At 66.0% G+C, this 15137-nt stretch carries 14 protein-coding genes and 1 tRNA gene; 10 read left to right on the top strand and 5 right to left on the bottom strand.

Annotation, left to right across the window (positions count from 1 at the left end; translation table 11 throughout):
• Nucleotides 1–13 precede the first annotated feature (13 nt).
• Nucleotides 14–1624, top strand: coding sequence for a S10 family peptidase (locus tag VH88_RS03705; RefSeq protein WP_045810061.1), 1611 nt, complete (start codon nucleotides 14–16; stop codon nucleotides 1622–1624).
• 23 nt (nucleotides 1625–1647) lie between these two features.
• Here the strand turns inward: VH88_RS03705 and purM are convergent, their stop codons facing one another.
• The gene (purM, locus tag VH88_RS03700; protein ID WP_045810060.1) at nucleotides 1648–2685 is read right to left on the bottom strand and encodes a phosphoribosylformylglycinamidine cyclo-ligase; all 1038 of its coding nucleotides are present in this window, start codon (nucleotides 2683–2685) and stop codon (nucleotides 1648–1650) included.
• Nucleotides 2686–2764: 79 nt separating this feature from the next.
• Here purM and rnd point away from each other — a divergent pair, with 79 nt between their 5' ends.
• Nucleotides 2765–3913 carry a ribonuclease D gene (gene rnd, locus VH88_RS03695; RefSeq protein ID WP_039243737.1) on the top strand — a complete coding sequence of 383 codons (1149 nt, stop codon included), beginning with the start codon at nucleotides 2765–2767 and terminating at the stop codon, nucleotides 3911–3913.
• A gap of 163 nt (nucleotides 3914–4076) precedes the next feature.
• On the opposite strand, the gene VH88_RS03690 is transcribed toward rnd, so the two are convergent.
• The 4 genes from VH88_RS03690 to VH88_RS03675 all read right to left on the bottom strand — a co-directional run bounded on the left by VH88_RS03690 (nucleotide 4077) and on the right by VH88_RS03675 (nucleotide 8895).
• Nucleotides 4077–5564: a Ppx/GppA phosphatase family protein gene (locus VH88_RS03690; RefSeq protein ID WP_045810059.1), complete on the bottom strand. Its 1488-nt coding sequence runs from the start codon at nucleotides 5562–5564 to the stop codon at nucleotides 4077–4079.
• Nucleotides 5564–7780 (bottom strand): RNA degradosome polyphosphate kinase, encoded by a 2217-nt coding sequence (locus VH88_RS03685; RefSeq protein WP_039243735.1) that lies wholly within the window; start codon nucleotides 7778–7780, stop codon nucleotides 5564–5566. The genes VH88_RS03690 and VH88_RS03685 overlap by 1 nt, the downstream gene beginning before the upstream one ends.
• Nucleotides 7781–7840: 60 nt before the next feature.
• Complete coding sequence (locus tag VH88_RS03680; protein ID WP_045810058.1) at nucleotides 7841–8521, bottom strand: chromosomal replication initiator protein DnaA; 681 nt, start codon at nucleotides 8519–8521, stop codon at nucleotides 7841–7843.
• A gap of 86 nt (nucleotides 8522–8607) precedes the next feature.
• Entirely contained in the window at nucleotides 8608–8895 is a 288-nt protein-coding gene (locus VH88_RS03675; protein ID WP_045810057.1) for a YciI family protein, read from the bottom strand.
• Between the two features lie 164 nt (nucleotides 8896–9059).
• On the opposite strand from VH88_RS03675, the gene aspS reads away from it, so the two are divergent.
• The 8 genes from aspS to rplA all read left to right on the top strand — a co-directional run bounded on the left by aspS (nucleotide 9060) and on the right by rplA (nucleotide 15100).
• Nucleotides 9060–10892, top strand: coding sequence for an aspartate--tRNA ligase (aspS, locus tag VH88_RS03670; protein WP_045810056.1), 1833 nt, complete (start codon nucleotides 9060–9062; stop codon nucleotides 10890–10892).
• Between the two features lie 144 nt (nucleotides 10893–11036).
• The gene (locus VH88_RS16565; RefSeq protein ID WP_255360388.1) at nucleotides 11037–11171 is read left to right on the top strand and encodes a hypothetical protein; all 135 of its coding nucleotides are present in this window, start codon (nucleotides 11037–11039) and stop codon (nucleotides 11169–11171) included.
• Nucleotides 11172–11266: 95 nt separating this feature from the next.
• On the top strand, nucleotides 11267–12601 hold the full coding sequence (locus tag VH88_RS03665; protein WP_185223951.1) for a hemolysin family protein: 1335 nt from the start codon (nucleotides 11267–11269) through the stop codon (nucleotides 12599–12601).
• A gap of 96 nt (nucleotides 12602–12697) precedes the next feature.
• Nucleotides 12698–12773, top strand: a tRNA-Trp gene (locus tag VH88_RS03660).
• Between the two features lie 70 nt (nucleotides 12774–12843).
• The gene (gene secE, locus VH88_RS03655) at nucleotides 12844–13158 is read left to right on the top strand and encodes a preprotein translocase subunit SecE (protein ID WP_017506693.1); all 315 of its coding nucleotides are present in this window, start codon (nucleotides 12844–12846) and stop codon (nucleotides 13156–13158) included.
• A gap of 13 nt (nucleotides 13159–13171) precedes the next feature.
• Nucleotides 13172–13747, top strand: coding sequence for a transcription termination/antitermination protein NusG (nusG, locus tag VH88_RS03650; protein WP_017506694.1), 576 nt, complete (start codon nucleotides 13172–13174; stop codon nucleotides 13745–13747).
• A gap of 228 nt (nucleotides 13748–13975) precedes the next feature.
• Nucleotides 13976–14407, top strand: a complete 432-nt coding sequence (gene rplK, locus VH88_RS03645; protein WP_008259841.1) for a 50S ribosomal protein L11 — start codon at nucleotides 13976–13978, stop codon at nucleotides 14405–14407.
• Between the two features lie 3 nt (nucleotides 14408–14410).
• Entirely contained in the window at nucleotides 14411–15100 is a 690-nt protein-coding gene (rplA, locus tag VH88_RS03640; RefSeq protein ID WP_017506695.1) for a 50S ribosomal protein L1, read from the top strand.
• The last annotated feature ends 37 nt before the right edge of the window (nucleotides 15101–15137 follow it).

Here is a 15137-nt window from a genome sequence, read left to right as displayed (position 1 = left end):
AGGGGACTATCGCATGAACAGACTGATCTGCCTCGCGGCCATCGCCGCGATGCTGGGCGCGCCCGTGGCGGCGCTGGCCCAGGAAAGCGGGACCAACAGCAGCAGCAACAATGGCGGGGGCGCCGCGATGCGATCCGCAACCGACCGGTTCCGCAACGCCAACGCCGAGGCGATCGAAAAGGATTGGGCGCGCGCACCGGTCGAGGAGACCGAGGTCACGACGGCCCATTCGGTCAACGCCCACGGAAAGACCCTGCGATACAAGGCGACGGCGGGCACGCTGACGATCCGCGACGATGCGGGGATGCCGACCGCGAGCTTGTTCTACACCGCCTATACGCTGGACGGTCAGCCCGTCGGAACGCGGCCGGTGACCTATCTCTACAACGGCGGACCAGGCTCGCCGACCGTGTGGCTGCATATGGGCTCGTTTGGGCCGATGCGGGTCCAGACCGATGAGCCGACCGTGGTGCGGCCGGCGCCCTTCGCCTTTGGTCCGAACGACATGACCTTGCTGGATCAGACGGACCTGGTTTTCATCGACATGGTAGGCGCGGGCTTCTCGCGTCCGTTGGGCGAGACGCCGGGTTCGACCTTCTGGGGCGTGGACGGAGACGCCGACGCCTTCGCCCGCGCCATCATGCGCTACACGACCAAGTTCAGCCGTTGGTCCAGCCCGAAATACATCATCGGCGAATCCTATGGCACGCTGCGCACCGGTGCGGTGGCGTTCCAGCTTGAAGATCGCGGGATGTCGCTGAACGGCGTGGTGCTGCTGTCGTCGATCATGAACTATGGCGTGCGTCAGCCAGGCTATCCGCAGAACTTCGTCACCCTGTTGCCGACCCATGCGGCGACGGCCTGGTATCATCGCAAGCTGGCGAACCCGGCCGCGACGGTCGAGGAACAGGTCCAGCGGGCACGCGACTTCGCATTGGGACCGTATGCCTCCGCCCTGGCCAAGGGGCATATGATCTCTGACGCCGAGCGCGCGGATATCGTGCGCCAGATGAGCGAACTGACCGGCCTGTCGACCACCTTCATCGACAACGCCAATATGCGCGTGGACCTCGGCGCCTTCCGCAAGGAACTGCTGCGCGACCGGCGCCAGACGATCGGGCGGCTGGACACCCGCTACATGGGTCTGGACGAGGATGCGGCGGGCGGCGAGCCGGAGGATGATCCGTCCAGCTCGGCCGTGACGGGGGCCTATTTCGGCATCTTCCGCGACTATGTGGCCAATCAGCTGAACTACAAGACCGACGTCGAATACCGGATGTCGGCGCGGGGCCAGCCCGGCTTCAACTGGAACTGGAGCCACCGTCCGCCGGTCGGAGGGCCGCAGACGACGCCGAACACGGCCATCGATCTGGCCACGGCGATGCGGCGCAATCCGTATCTGAAGGTGATGTCGCTGAACGGCTATTACGACGCCGCCACGCCCTTCTTCTCGACCGAGTTCGACCTGGCGCAAATGATGCTGGAGCCCAGCCTGCGGCCGAACCTGGAGTTCACCTACTATGAGGGCGGGCACATGATGTACCTCAGCCACGACGCCCTGGTGAAGCTGCACGCCGACCTGTCGCGCTTCTACGCCGAGACGGCGAACGGCGGGGCGCGGTAAGCCCTGCGCGAACTGGGAGCGGCTTAGGCCGCTTCCAGTTGTCCGCAGACGAAGGCGACTTCGCCGGCGTTGAGCAGGGCGGCCAAAACTGGCTCGGCGTTCTCGGGCGCGACGATCAGGATGAAGCCGACGCCGCAGTTGAAGGTGCGGCGCATCTCGTGGTCGCTGATGCCGCCCGTGTCGGCCAGCCACTGGAAGACGGCGGGCATGGGCCAGGCGTTCCAGTCGAAGCGAGCCTGCAGATCCTCGGCGATGCAGCGGGGCGGGTTTTCGATCAGGCCGCCGCCGGTGATGTGGGCCGCGCCCTTGACCAGGCCCGCCTTCATGATCGGGAGCACCGGCTTCACATAGATGCGGGTCGGCTCCATCAGGGCCTGGGCCAGCGAACGGTCCTTGGCGAAGGGGGCGTCGTCGCCCCAGCCGAGGCCGGACTTCTCGACCACCTTGCGCACCAGCGAATAGCCGTTGGAGTGCGGGCCGGTGGAGGCCAGGCCGATGATGACGTCGCCGGCCGCCTGGCGATCCAGATAGGGCAGGGCGTGGCCGCGCTCGACGGCGCCCAGGCTGAAGCCGGCCAGGTCGTAGTCGCCTTCGGTGTACATGCCCGGCATTTCGGCGGTTTCGCCGCCGACCAGGGCGCAGCCGGCCTGGCGGCAGCCGTCGGCGATGCCGGCGACCACGCGGCGGGCGGCGTCGATCTCAAGCCGTCCGGTGGCGTAATAGTCGAGGAACAGCAGGGGCTCGGCGCCCTGGGCCAACAGGTCGTTGACGCACATGGCGACCAGGTCGACGCCGACGCCGTCATGACGGCCGGTCTCGATCGCGATCTTCAGTTTGGTGCCGACGCCGTCCGTGGTGGTGACGATCAGCGGGTCCTGGAAACCGGCGGCCTTGAGGTCGAACAGGGCGCCGAATCCGCCCAGCGAGGGCTCCGATCCGGGGCGCGCCGTCGATTTCGCCAGCGGCTTGATATGTTCGACCAGCATTTCGCCCGCGTCGATGTCCACGCCCGCATCGGCGTAGGTCAGACCGTTTTCGAGAGGCTTTTGGGTGTCGCTCATGGGATCTCGGGCCTGAATCGGGGCGGAAATGCAGCGCGGCTCTTGCCACAGGTAGGATGCGCGGGGCTATAGCATCGGAATGACGCCGATCACCACCACCGAGGCGCTGGCCGATTTCTGCGCCCGCGTAGCCAACGCTCCTTTCATCACGGTCGACACCGAGTTCATGCGGGAAACGACCTATTGGCCGAAGCTCTGCCTGATCCAGGCGGCCTCGGCCGATCACGCCGCCATCATCGATCCGATGGCGGAAGGGCTGGATCTGGAGCCGTTCCTGGATCTGTTGCGTGACGAGAAGATCGTGAAGGTCTTCCACGCCTGTCGCCAGGACGTGGAAATCTTCGTGCGTCTGGGGGCCATGCCCAAGCCGATGTTCGACACCCAGGTCGCCGCCATGGCCGCCGGGTTCGGCGAGCAGGTCGCTTATGATTCGCTGGTGCGGCAGATGCTGCGCATCGAAGTGGACAAGGGCAGCCGCTTCACCGACTGGGCGCGCCGGCCGTTGTCGGAGAACCAGCTGGTCTATGCGCTGGGCGACGTGACCCATCTGGCGGCGCTTTACCCCAAGCTGCGCGACCGGCTGCAGAAGGAAGGCCGGCTGGAGTGGGTGATGTCGGAGATGGAGAGCCTGACCGATCCGGCCCTCTACGACACCAATCCTGAAAACGCCTGGAAGCGGCTGAAGCCCAAGAAATTCTCGGCCAAATATTTGGCGGCGTTCAAGGCCGTCGCCGTCTGGCGCGAGCGGGCGGCGCAGGAGCGCGACCAGCCGCGCGGCCGCATCCTGAAGGACGAGGGCATCGACGAGATCGCTCAGCAGACCCCGACGGATGTCGAGGCCTTTAATCGCCTGCGCTCGGTGCCGAAGGGTTTCGGCGGTTCACGGCTGGGTCTGGAACTGGCCGAGGAGCTGAAACGGGTTCTGGCCGATCCTGAGGCCTTTGCGCCCGAGATGGAGCGTCCCGCCCACCGCCAGCCGGCCCCGCCGTCGGTTGTGGAGCTGTTGAAGGTGCTGCTGAAGGCCAAGAGCGACAACGCCGGCGTGGCCTCCAAGCTGATCGCCACCGTGTCGGACCTGGAAAAGATCGCCATCAGCGACGACGCCGATATCGACGCCATGAAGGGCTGGCGCCGCCAGATCTTCGGCGAGGACGCGCTGAAGCTGAAGCGCGGCGAGATCGCCCTGGTGCTGAACGGCGCGCGTGTGGAAGTCGTCGAGATCGAGTAGGGTTTACAGGTCTCCTCCCCGCTTTGCGGGGAGGGGGACCACGGAGCGGTGTAGGGGCTGTTGAAGTCCCACAGGCGCCTGCGATGCGGCTTAGAACCCCTCCGTCACGGCGCTGAAGAAGCGCCGCGCCACCTCCCCACCAAGTGGGGAGGAGACTTCGAAATCAAATCTTCAGCCCCAGGTCCATCGCCTCGGCGAGGGCCTTGGCGCGCTTCCTGGTCTGTTCGCCCAACAGGACGTCGGCGTAGCCTTCGGTCGCGGTCAGGCGCAGGTCGCCGCCTTTGACCTTGGCGGCGGCGTTGGCCATCAACTGGGGCGAGCGCCCGGACAGGTCGCAGGCGAGACGGATCGCCAGGCCGATGGCGCGGGCGCGCTTGGCGGCGGCGGCGTCGAGCAGGCGGTCGATGACCTCGGGCTGAGGCGTGGCGGGCGCGCCGCCGTAGCGGGCGTTCATCGCGCTGGCCAAAAAGGCGCGTTCCGTGTGGCTGATGCCCGCGACGGGCGCGCGCAGCACCTGGTCGAAGACAAGCTCCAGCCGGTGATCCGGGTGCAGACGCGCGCCGAGGTCCGCCAGACGGCAGGCGGCACTGACCAGCACGGCGTCGCGTTTTTCACCGAACACCTCGGGCAAGGCGGCGACGATTTCGGAAATCCAGCCGTTAAGCGCGCCGGGCAGGGTGGGGGCCACGCCCTGGCGACCGCCCAAGGCGGTGCAGCCGGCCAGAAGCGGATCGGCGGTCCGCGTCGCCTCGTCCAGCGTCTCGAACAGCAGGCCCTCGCGCACGCCCCACGCCGACATCTCGATCTGTTTGAGACCGAGATGTTTGATCAACGCTTCGAGCACCAGGCCGGCGTAGGGCAGGGTCTCGGCGCGCTTCTTCGATACGGCGGGCAGTTTGGCCAGGCTGGCCGCCGACTGTTGCGCGACCAGACGCGCGGTCTCCAAAGCCTCATCGGCCGACATCTGATACTGATGCACGACTTTCAGCGGATAGGATTTCAAGCCCATCTGCACCTGGGCCAAGGTGCGCCAGGCGCCGCCCACGGCATAGAGACGCTCGCTCTTGAACTGGGCTGCGATCGGTTTCAGGGCCTGATCGATACGGGCCTTGATGCGCTCGGCGTCGAAGGCCTTGCCGTCAGCCAGAGCAAACGGACCCAAGGGCAAGGTCAGGCCATTCTCGACGCCGTCTCCGTTCAGCCGGGTCAGCTCCAGACTGGCGCCGCCCATGTCGGCCGAGACGCCGTGAGCCAGGGGGGCGCCGGCCAAGACGCCCATGGCTGCATATTTGGCCTCTTCCTCACCCGACAGGACGCGGATCTGGAGGCCGGTTTCGGCGGCGACCCGCTCGCAGAACTCCGGCCCGTCCAGGGCTTCGCGCACGGCGGCGGTGGCGGCGATCAGGGTCGCGTCAGGCCGCACGCCTTCCAGCACGGCGGCGAAACGGCGTAGCGCCGTCATCGCCATGACCACGCCCTCGGGCGACAGTTTGCGGGTCGTCGGCAGGTCGCGGCCCAGGCCGGCCAGAACCTTCTCATTATAGACGGTCCAGATCGCGCGGCCTTCCAGCCGGTACAGGACCAGGCGAACCGAGTTTGAACCGATGTCGATCGCGGCGATGTCGCGGTCGGTAAGCGCGATGTCGGGCATCAGCGGCCCGGCCGCTCGTAGCGCAGGACGGCGGGCAGGCTCTTGGCCTTGCGGCCGCGCCCGGACAGGCTGGGATTGGTCATGAAGTATTTGTGGGCCGAGAAGGGCCGCTCAGGATCGGCGGGGGTGACGCGTGTATAGCGCCCTTCGGCGTCCAGCACCCAGCTTTGTGCATCGTCCTTCAGATTGGCGACCATGATCTGGTCCAGCACCTGATCGTGGACGGTGGCGTTGCGGATCGGCGTCATCAGCTCGACCCGGCGATCCAGGTTGCGCGTCATCCAGTCGGCCGAAGAGATGAAGACCTTGGCCTTGTCATGCGGCAGGTCCTTGCCGTTGGCGAAACAGACGATGCGGCTGTGTTCCAGGAAGCGGCCGACGATCGACTTGACCCGGATATTCTCCGACAGACCCGGCACGCCGGGACGCAGGCAGCAGATGCCGCGCACGACCAGGTCGATCCGCACGCCCCACTGGCTGGCCCGGTACAGGGCGTCGATGATCTCGACATCGACCAGGGCGTTCAGCTTGACCCAGATCGCGGCGGGCTTGCCCATGGCGGCGGCCGACATCTCCTTGCCGATCAGTTCGATCAGCGTGGCCTTCATGTTCAGCGGCGAGACGACCAGGGCTTCGAGGTGGTCCGGCGTCGCATAGCCGGTGATGTAGTTGAACACCCGCGTCGCATCGCGCCCCAGGACGGGGTCGCAGGAGAACAGCGACAGGTCCGTGTAAACCTTGGCCGTCACGGGGTGATAGTTGCCGGTGCCGAAGTGGCAGTAGGTGCGCAGGCCCTCGCCCTCGCGCCGGACCACGACGCTGACCTTGGCGTGGGTCTTGTATTCGACGAAGCCGAAGACGACGTGGACGCCGGCCCGCTCCATCGCCCGCGCCCAGCGCAGATTGGCCTCCTCGTCGAAGCGGGCCTTCAGTTCGACCAGGGCGGTGACGTTCTTGCCGTTCTCGGCCGCCTCGATCAGGGCGGCGACGATGGGGCTGTCCTTGGAGGTGCGATACAGCGTCTGTTTGATGGCGATGACATTGGGGTCGCGCGCGGCCTGACGCAGGAACTGAACCACCACGTCGAAGCTCTCGAACGGGTGGTGGATCAGCAGGTCCTTCTCGCGAATGGCCGCGAAGACATCGCCCCCGTTGTCGCGGACACGTTCGGGATAGCGGGGCTCATAACCCTTGAACTTCAGGTCTGGGTGGCCGCCGGGGATCAGGTCCGACAGTTGGGCCAGGCCAAGCATGCCGTCGACCAGAACCACGTCCTGGGGCGCGGCCTCGAGCTCGCTGACGATGAAGTCGCGCAGATCGACAGGCATGGACGCCTCGATCTTGACCCGCACCACCGAGCCCAGACGACGCTGCTTCAGCGCTTCCTCGAACTCCAGCACGAGGTCTTCGGCCTCTTCCTCGATTTCGATGTCCGAGTCGCGGATCAGGCGCAGCACGCCCTTTTCCTGCACCTCGCAGCCGGGGAACAGGTGATCGATGAACAGCAGCAGCACGTTTTCCAGCGTGATGAACCGCTTGTGCCCCGGCGTGGAACGGCCGTCGGTCGGCAGTTCCCAGAACCGACGCACCTGGGTCGGCACCGGCACCAGGGCGTAGAAGGTCTTGGTCTCCCCCTTGCGCTTCAGCTTCAGCGCCAGGGAGAAGCCCAGGTTGGGCAGGAAGGGGAAGGGGTGGGCCGGGTCGATGGCGAGCGGCGTCAGGACGGCGAAGAGCTGGTTCAGGAACTCGGGTTCAAGACGCTCGCGCTCGGTTTTGGTGATCTTCTGGCGATCGACGATCTCGATGCCGGCGACGGTCAGCTCCTTCTTCAGCTGACGCCAGCGCAGCTGCTGTTCGGCCATCAGTTCGCCAGCGGCGATGTTGATCCGCTCCAGCTGTTCGGCAGGGGTCAGGCCGTCGGCGGACAGGACGCGCAGCCGTTCGCGCAACTGGCCCTTCAGGCCGGCGACGCGGGTCATGAAGAACTCGTCCAAGTTATTGGCCGAGATGGACAGGAACCGCAGCCGCTCCAGCAGCGGGTGATTAGGGTTGGCCGCTTCTTCCAGCACGCGTTCGTTGAACGCCAGCCACGAGGTTTCGCGATTGAAGAACCGGCTGGGCGAGGCCATCAGCTCTTCGCTCAGCGCCAGTTGGGGGGCGCGAGAGGCGGGAACCTCTTCGCCTCGGGTGTCGTCATGGATCGCGGCGTCGGTCATGACCCGGTTCTCGCGCGCGTGTGTGACGGCCGCAAGCGGGCGCCGAGAAAATGTCGCGGGTCAGTCGGCGGCGGCGTCCATGGCGTCCAGCACCTGACGCGCCAGAACGCGGGTGACCGGGCGGTGAAGGGCGTCCAGACATTCGACCACGGCGGCGGCGGTCTCGGCGGAGCGGTCCAGGCGGCGCACCAGATAGTCGATCACCTCGTCGGACGGGGTGATGCTGCGTTCGGCGAAGCGGGCGCGCAGGATGGCCGACAGGACCGCGTCGTCGGGCGCGGCGATGGCCACGGCGCGCACGGCGTCCAGCCGCGAACGCAGATCGGGCAGATCGACCGACCACTGGCGCGGGGCCGAGCGCGACACCAAAAGCAGGGCGCCCCCGCCGGAGTTGGCCAGGTTGATCAGATGAAACAGGCTTTCGTCGTCGGCGTCCGCAGCCCGGTCCAGCAGGACCGGCCGGCCTTCCAGTTCCAGCGGATCGATCAGCGCGGCCTCGGCGCCGTTCAGCGGCACGGCGCCGACCCGCTCGGCCCAGTCGGCGGCGAGGCGGCTCTTGCCCGATCCTGGGGGGCCGTGCAGCGCCAGCACCGCGCCCACGCCGTCGGGCCAGCGGGCCAGAACGCGCACGGCCTCGGCGTTGCTGTCGGACGTCACGAAGGCCTCGCCCGCAACCGGCCGCTCCAGCGGCAGACGCAGCTGTTCGGTCGTCGTCGGGGGCAGGGCGCTCAGCGCGGACATGCGCCTGTCATAGCAGAGCCCGGCGTTAACCGCGTCAGGCCCGCGCTGTTGGTTGCGGGGAGCGAACCGCGCCCCTGTGGATGAAATCAGGCGAATTCGACCAGGGCGGGGTTCAGCTTGCCGGCCTTGAACTCGATCACCGTGTAATCGGCCAGGCCGTGGACCTGGAACGGATCGTCCTTCAGCAGGGTCTCCAGCTCTTGCTTGGTCCCGCCGCTGCGCACCACCAGAATGCCGCCGGTGCGTGGGACCATCGGCCCGGCGGCGATGATCAGGCCGCTGGCGACATGCTGATCCAGCCACGCGCGATGCTCGACCGTCCGCTCCTCGATGGCTTCGATGGGCTGGGTGTAGGTGATGGTGACGATGAACATGGGGGCCTCGGGCGGGATGAAGCGTCAGATATCATGCGCGGCGGCAGGCTTTGCAACGGCTGAAACCTTGACTTTCCGGGGCGATGATGCGCCCTACGCCGCTTCGATTTCGGGCGCCGACGGCGTCGGATTCCACCGCCCAGAGACTCCAGACGGTTCGTTTCATGCACGCCTATCGCTCTCACACCTGCGGCGCCCTGCGCGCCTCTGACGCTGGTTCCGCTGTTCGCCTGTCGGGCTGGGTTCACCGCAAGCGCGACCACGGCGGTCTGCTGTTCATCGACCTGCGCGATCACTACGGCCTGACGCAGCTGGTTCTGCACCCCGAGACGCCGGGCTTCGCCGCCGTGGAGCGTCTGCGCGCCGAGAGCGTGATCAAGGTCGATGGCGAAGTGGTCGCCCGCGACGCGTCCGTGGTGAACCCCAACCTGCCGACCGGCGAGGTCGAGGTGCGCGTCCAGGGCGTCGAGGTGCTGTCGGAAGCCGCCGAACTGCCGATGCCGGTCTTTGGGGATCAGGAATATCCCGAGGATATCCGCCTGGCCAACCGCTTCCTGGATCTGCGCCGCGAGCGACTGCATAAGAACATCGTGCTGCGCTCCAAGGTGATTTCCTCGATCCGCCGTCGCATGGTCGATCAGGGCTTCCTGGAGTATCAGACGCCGATCCTGACGGCCTCGTCGCCGGAAGGCGCGCGCGACTTCCTGGTGCCGTCGCGACTGCATCCGGGCAAGTTCTATGCGCTGCCCCAGGCGCCGCAGCAGTTCAAACAGCTGCTGATGGTGTCGGGCTTCGACCGCTACTTCCAGATCGCGCCGTGCTTCCGTGACGAGGACCTGCGCGCCGACCGGTCGCTGGAGTTCTACCAGCTCGACGTCGAGATGAGCTTCGTCACCCAAGAAGATGTCTTCGCCGCCATCGAGCCGCTGATGCACGGCGTGTTCGAGGAGTTCGGCGAGGGCAAGCCGGTCTCGGCCATCGACGGCGTCCATACCTTCACGAACGACTTCGGCGAGACGTTCGAGCACAAGGGTTTCGAGCGCCTGACCTACGCCCAGTCGATGGCGTGGTACGGTTCGGACAAGCCGGACCTGCGCAACCCGATCAAGATGCAGGTGGTGTCGGATCACTTCCGCGACGGCGGCTTCGGCCTGTTCGCCAAGATCCTGGGCGCGGACGACAAGAACGCCGTCTGGGCCATTCCGGCCCCCACGGGCGGTTCGCGCGCCTTCTGCGATCGCATGAACAGTTGGGCGCAGGGCGAGGGCCAGCCGGGCTTGGGCTATATCTTCTGGTCCGAGGACCAGGGCGCCTGGGGCGGCCCGATCGCCAAGAACCTGGGCCAGGAACCGACCGAGGCCCTGATGTCGTCGCTGGGTCTGGGGCAGGGCGACGCCGCCTTCTTCGTCGCCGGCCTGCCTGCGACCTTCGCCAAGTTCGCCGGCCTGGCCCGCACTCGCGTGGGCGCCGAGCTGAAGCTGGTGGACGAAGACCAGTTCAAATTCTGCTGGATCGTCGACTTCCCCATGTTCGAATGGTCGGAAGAAGAGAAGAAGGTCGACTTCAGCCACAATCCCTTCTCCATGCCGCAGGGCGGGCTGGAGGCTCTGGAGAACCAGGATCCGCTGACCATCCGCGCCTATCAGTACGACATCGTCTGCAACGGCTATGAGCTGTGCTCGGGCGCCATTCGGAACCACAAGGCCGAGATCATGCTGAAGGCGTTCCAGATCGCCGGCTACGACGCCTCGGTGGTCGAGGAGCAGTTCGGCGGCATGTTGAACGCCTTCCGCTTCGGCGCCCCGCCGCACGGCGGCCTGGCCCCCGGCATCGACCGGATCGTCATGCTGCTGGCCGGCGAGACGGCCATCCGTGAGGTCATCGCCTTCCCGCTGAACCAGCAGGGCGAAGATCTGCTGATGAACGCCCCGACCGAGGCCGAGGAGCGCCAGCTGAAGGATGTCCACATCCGCACGGCCCTGCCGATCAAGGTGTGATCGGCGAGGTCTGATCAAAGACGAAAAGGGGGGACGCTTCGCGGCGTCCCCCTTTTTTGTGCTCGCGCCCAAGGCCAGCACGATTGCCTGCAACCGCTGACCGGGATTTACGTTCGGATCGGACGTTAATCTTTCGGCAACCAAATGCGACGCGCCATTCGACTGGGTATCTTCATCGGCACCGTGCTGGGCATGAGCGCCTGTGCGACCCAGTATGACGCCAACGGCCGGCCGGTTTCGGGCGCTTACGGCTCGGTCGAAGCCGGGCGAACGGGCTGAGCGCAAAGGAAAACGTGGCGCTGGTCGCGATCCTGCCCTAATGTAGCGTTGCGGACGCCGTCTGTCGCGCCGCGTCGGTCCCCAAAACCCCCTAGATGTTACTCATCGCTATTGCTGTCGTTCTGCTCCTGGTGGTGCTCAACGGCTTGTTCGCCATGACTGAATTGGCGGTTGTCTCCTCGCGGAAATCCAAGCTGCAGGCGAGGGCGGAACGGGGCGACCGGGGGGCCCGGGCGGCGCTGAAACTGTCGGAAGAACCGACTCAGTTCCTGTCCGCGGTCCAGGTGGGCATCACCCTGATCGGCATTCTGGCGGGCGCCTATGGTCAGGCGACCATCGCGGGCGAGCTGGATCGCATTCTGGAAGTCGCCTTCCCGGCGCTGGCGCAATACACCGAATTCTTCGCGACCGCCGTGGTGGTCGTGTGCATCACCTATGTCTCGCTGATCATCGGCGAACTGGTGCCCAAGCGCCTGGCGCTGATCTTCCCCGAGACGGTGGCGTCCAAGATGGCCAAGCCCATCTCGACGCTGGCGGTCGTGCTGAAGCCCTTCGTCCTGCTGCTGACCGCCTCGACCTCGGGCATTCTGAAGCTGCTGGGCGTCAAGGATCGCGACGGATCGGACGTGACCCAGGAAGAGGTGGCGACCATCCTGGCCGAGGGCACCTCGGCCGGTCTGATCGAACCGGAAGAGCAGGAGATGATCGAGGAGATCATGCGCCTGGGCGACCGTCCGGTGCGGGTGGCCATGACGCCGCGCCACGAGGTGTTCTGGATCGCCCTGGACGACCCCGAGGAGGTGGTGCGCGAGGAAATCCGCACCTGCCCTTATTCGCGCATCGTCGTGGCGCGCGAGAACGACGTCGATAATCCGCTCGGCCTGGTGCACAAGAAGGACCTGCTGGACGCCCTTCTGACGACCGGCAAGATCGATGTGGAGCCGCTGGTCGCCGAGCCGGCCTTTATTCCTCAGTCGACATCGGTGCTGAAGGCGCTGGAAATCCTGAAGGGCTCGCGGGTCCACATGGCCTTCATCGTCGACGAATACGGCGCCTTCGAAGGCGTGGTGACGGCGACCGACATTCTGGAGATGATCGCCGGCGACTTCGACGAGGGCCATGACGAAGAGCAGGCCTGGATCCATCAACGCGCGGACGGCACCTGGCTGGTGGACGGCCAGACCGACCTTGATGACCTTGCCGACACCCTGGGCGAAGACTTCGGCGAGCATGAAGGCTTCCACACCGTCGCCGGCCTGATTCTGCACCAGATCTCGCGCGTCCCGGACGAGGGCGAGGTGCTGCAGGTGGGTCGATTCGAGGTCGAGGTCGTGGATATGGACGACCGCCGTATCGACAAGCTGATCTTCAAGGAACTGGTGAAGGCCGAGGACGAGCGGGACGCCATCGCCGCGCATCTGGAAGACTGATCGCAAGTGTCACATCGCCCTTGAAATGGCGGGCGGTGTCGGGCATACGCCCCCCTCTGGCGAACGCACGGACCTCTCGGGTTTGCGCGGTAGTCTAGGAGTTTAGCTCAGCTGGTAGAGCACCGGTCTCCAAAACCGGGGGTCGTGGGTTCGAGTCCCCCAACTCCTGCCAATCCCCCCTGTCGCTTCCGGATGGGACTTCCCATCTGGGGCGACAGGAACAATTGTGTGAAGAGCAACTGATGGCCAAGGCCAAAACTCCCGGCAAGCGGCCTCAAGGCAGCGCGAAGCCCCAGATGGGCGCCAAGCCTCAGGCGGCCGGCGCCGCCGCCATCACGGTCGATTCGCCCGAGCCCAAGAAGCCCCGCACCAGCCCCGGCCAGTTCCTGAGCCAGGTGCGCGCCGAAGGCCGCAAGATCGTCTGGCCCAGCCGCAAGGAGACCTGGATCACCTCGGTGATGGTCTTCATCATGGTCATTATCGCCTCGATCTTCTTCTGGATCGTGGACACTGGCCTGGGCTACGCCTTCCGCTACATCATCGCTCTCGGATCCTGAGAAAGACGTGCCCATGACCGATGCAGCGCCCGCAAAGCCCGCCAATCCGCGCCACAAGTGGTACATCGTCAACGCCTACTCGAACTTCGAGAAGAAGGTCGCCGAGCAGCTGCGTGATCAGGCCAAGCAACAGGGCCTGGAAGACGCCTTCTCCGAAATTCTGGTGCCGACCGAGGACGTCGTCGAGATCCGTCGCGGCCGCAAGGTGAACTCGGAACGCAAGTTCTTCCCCGGCTATGTGCTGGTGAAGATGGAAATGACCGACCAGGCCTATCACCTGGTCAAGAACACGCCGAAGGTCACGGGCTTCCTGGGCGCCGCGGGCGGCACCAAGCCGCTGCCGGTCTCCGAGCGTGAAGTTCAGAACATCATCGGCGCCGTGGAAGAGGGCGTCGAGCGTCCCAAGCCCACCATCCGCTTCGACATCGGCGAGAAGGTCAAGGTCATCGACGGCCCGTTCGCCAGCTTCGACGGTTCGGTCGAGAGCGTGGACGAAGAACACGCCCGCCTGCGCGTCGCCGTGTCCATCTTCGGCCGCGCCACGCCGGTCGAACTGGAATACGCCCAGGTGGAGAAGGTCGCGGGCTGAGGCTCACGCCCCTGTCGAGATTTAAGCCGCGTCCGAAAGGGCGCGGCTTTTTCGTTTCTGCGGCGAGGGCGGGGCGGTGCGTTGCCTTTCCATCCCCCCTCTGTTACACGCGCGCCTTCGCTCGGCGGGCCTTCGGTTCGTGGAGCGTCAAATCCGTGGGAGGCAGCCATGCCGCACCACGGCTCACCGGTCCCGGATCACGTCCGGGATCATTCATAGGAGAGACCAATGGCCAAGAAGATTCTCGGCTATATCAAGCTGCAAGTGCCGGCCGGTTCGGCCACGCCTTCGCCCCCGATCGGCCCGGCTCTGGGTCAGCGCGGCGTGAACATCATGGGCTTCTGCAAGGAGTTCAACGCGCGCACCGAGAAGGAAGCCAAGGGCACCCCACTTCCGACCGTGATCACCGTCTATCAGGACAAGTCGTTCACCTTCATCACCAAGACGCCGCCGGCGACCTGGTACCTGAAGCAGGCCACGGGCCTGAAGTCGGGTTCGAAGCTGGTCGGCCGTGAAGTCGCCGGCAAGATCACGCAGGCGCAACTGCGCGAGATCGCCGAAAAGAAGATGAAGGATCTGAACGCCAACGACCTCGACGCGGCGGCCAAGATCATCGAAGGCTCCGCCCGCGCGATGGGCCTCGAAGTGGTGGAGGGCTAAACCATGGCCAAGCAAACCAAGGCCTTCAAGGCCCGCACCGGCGTGACCCAGGACCTGCTGCCGTTCTCCGACGCCATTAAGCTGGCCAAGGAAAACGCCAAGGCCAAGTTCGACGAGTCGCTGGAAATCTCGGTCAACCTGGGCGTCGACCCGCGTCACGCCGACCAACAGGTCCGTGGCGTCGTCAACCTGCCGTCGGGCACCGGTCGTGACGTTCGCGTCGCCGTCTTCGCCAAGGACGCCAAGGCCGCCGAAGCCACCGCAGCCGGCGCCGAACACGTCGGCGCCGAAGATCTGTACGAAAAGATCGCCGGCGGCTTCATGGAGTTCGACCGCGTGATCGCGTCGCCGGACATGATGGCCCTGGTTGGCCGTCTCGGTAAGGTGCTGGGCCCGCGCGGCCTGATGCCGAACCCCAAGGTCGGCACCGTGACCCCGAACGTGGCCCAGGCCGTCAAGGACGCCAAGGGCGGCGCCGTGGAGTTCCGCGTCGAGAAGGCGGGCATCGTCCACGCCGGCATCGGCAAGGTCTCGTTCACCCAGGACGCCCTGGAAGCGAACGTGAAGGCCATCGTGGACGCCCTGGTGCGTTCCAAGCCGTCGGGCGCCAAGGGCACCTATGTGAAGCGCATCAGCCTGTCCTCGACGATGGGCCCGGGCTTCAAGGTCGACCCGGCCTCGCTGGGCGCCTAAGTCGAAAGACAAGCCACACTGAAGAACGGCGGGGAGC

This window comes from Brevundimonas sp. KM4 (assembly GCF_000964075.1).
GTDB lineage: Bacteria > Pseudomonadota > Alphaproteobacteria > Caulobacterales > Caulobacteraceae > Brevundimonas > Brevundimonas huaxiensis.
Note: the sequence above shows the minus strand (reverse complement) of the source record. Positions and strands in the feature narration are given on the sequence as shown.

Coding starts and splice junctions, on each gene's coding strand:
- rnd (WP_039243737.1), top strand. CDS start 2,765: ATGACGCCGATCACCACCACCGAGGCGCTGGCCGATTTCTGCGCCCGC.
- rplA (WP_017506695.1), top strand. CDS start 14,411: ATGGCCAAGCAAACCAAGGCCTTCAAGGCCCGCACCGGCGTGACCCAG.
- VH88_RS03680 (WP_045810058.1), bottom strand. CDS start 8,521: ATGTCCGCGCTGAGCGCCCTGCCCCCGACGACGACCGAACAGCTGCGT.
- aspS (WP_045810056.1), top strand. CDS start 9,060: ATGCACGCCTATCGCTCTCACACCTGCGGCGCCCTGCGCGCCTCTGAC.
- VH88_RS03675 (WP_045810057.1), bottom strand. CDS start 8,895: ATGTTCATCGTCACCATCACCTACACCCAGCCCATCGAAGCCATCGAG.
- VH88_RS03705 (WP_045810061.1), top strand. CDS start 14: ATGAACAGACTGATCTGCCTCGCGGCCATCGCCGCGATGCTGGGCGCG.
- secE (WP_017506693.1), top strand. CDS start 12,844: ATGGCCAAGGCCAAAACTCCCGGCAAGCGGCCTCAAGGCAGCGCGAAG.
- VH88_RS03690 (WP_045810059.1), bottom strand. CDS start 5,564: ATGCCCGACATCGCGCTTACCGACCGCGACATCGCCGCGATCGACATC.
- VH88_RS03685 (WP_039243735.1), bottom strand. CDS start 7,780: ATGACCGACGCCGCGATCCATGACGACACCCGAGGCGAAGAGGTTCCC.
- nusG (WP_017506694.1), top strand. CDS start 13,172: ATGACCGATGCAGCGCCCGCAAAGCCCGCCAATCCGCGCCACAAGTGG.
- purM (WP_045810060.1), bottom strand. CDS start 2,685: ATGAGCGACACCCAAAAGCCTCTCGAAAACGGTCTGACCTACGCCGAT.
- VH88_RS16565 (WP_255360388.1), top strand. CDS start 11,037: ATGCGACGCGCCATTCGACTGGGTATCTTCATCGGCACCGTGCTGGGC.
- rplK (WP_008259841.1), top strand. CDS start 13,976: ATGGCCAAGAAGATTCTCGGCTATATCAAGCTGCAAGTGCCGGCCGGT.
- VH88_RS03665 (WP_185223951.1), top strand. CDS start 11,267: ATGTTACTCATCGCTATTGCTGTCGTTCTGCTCCTGGTGGTGCTCAAC.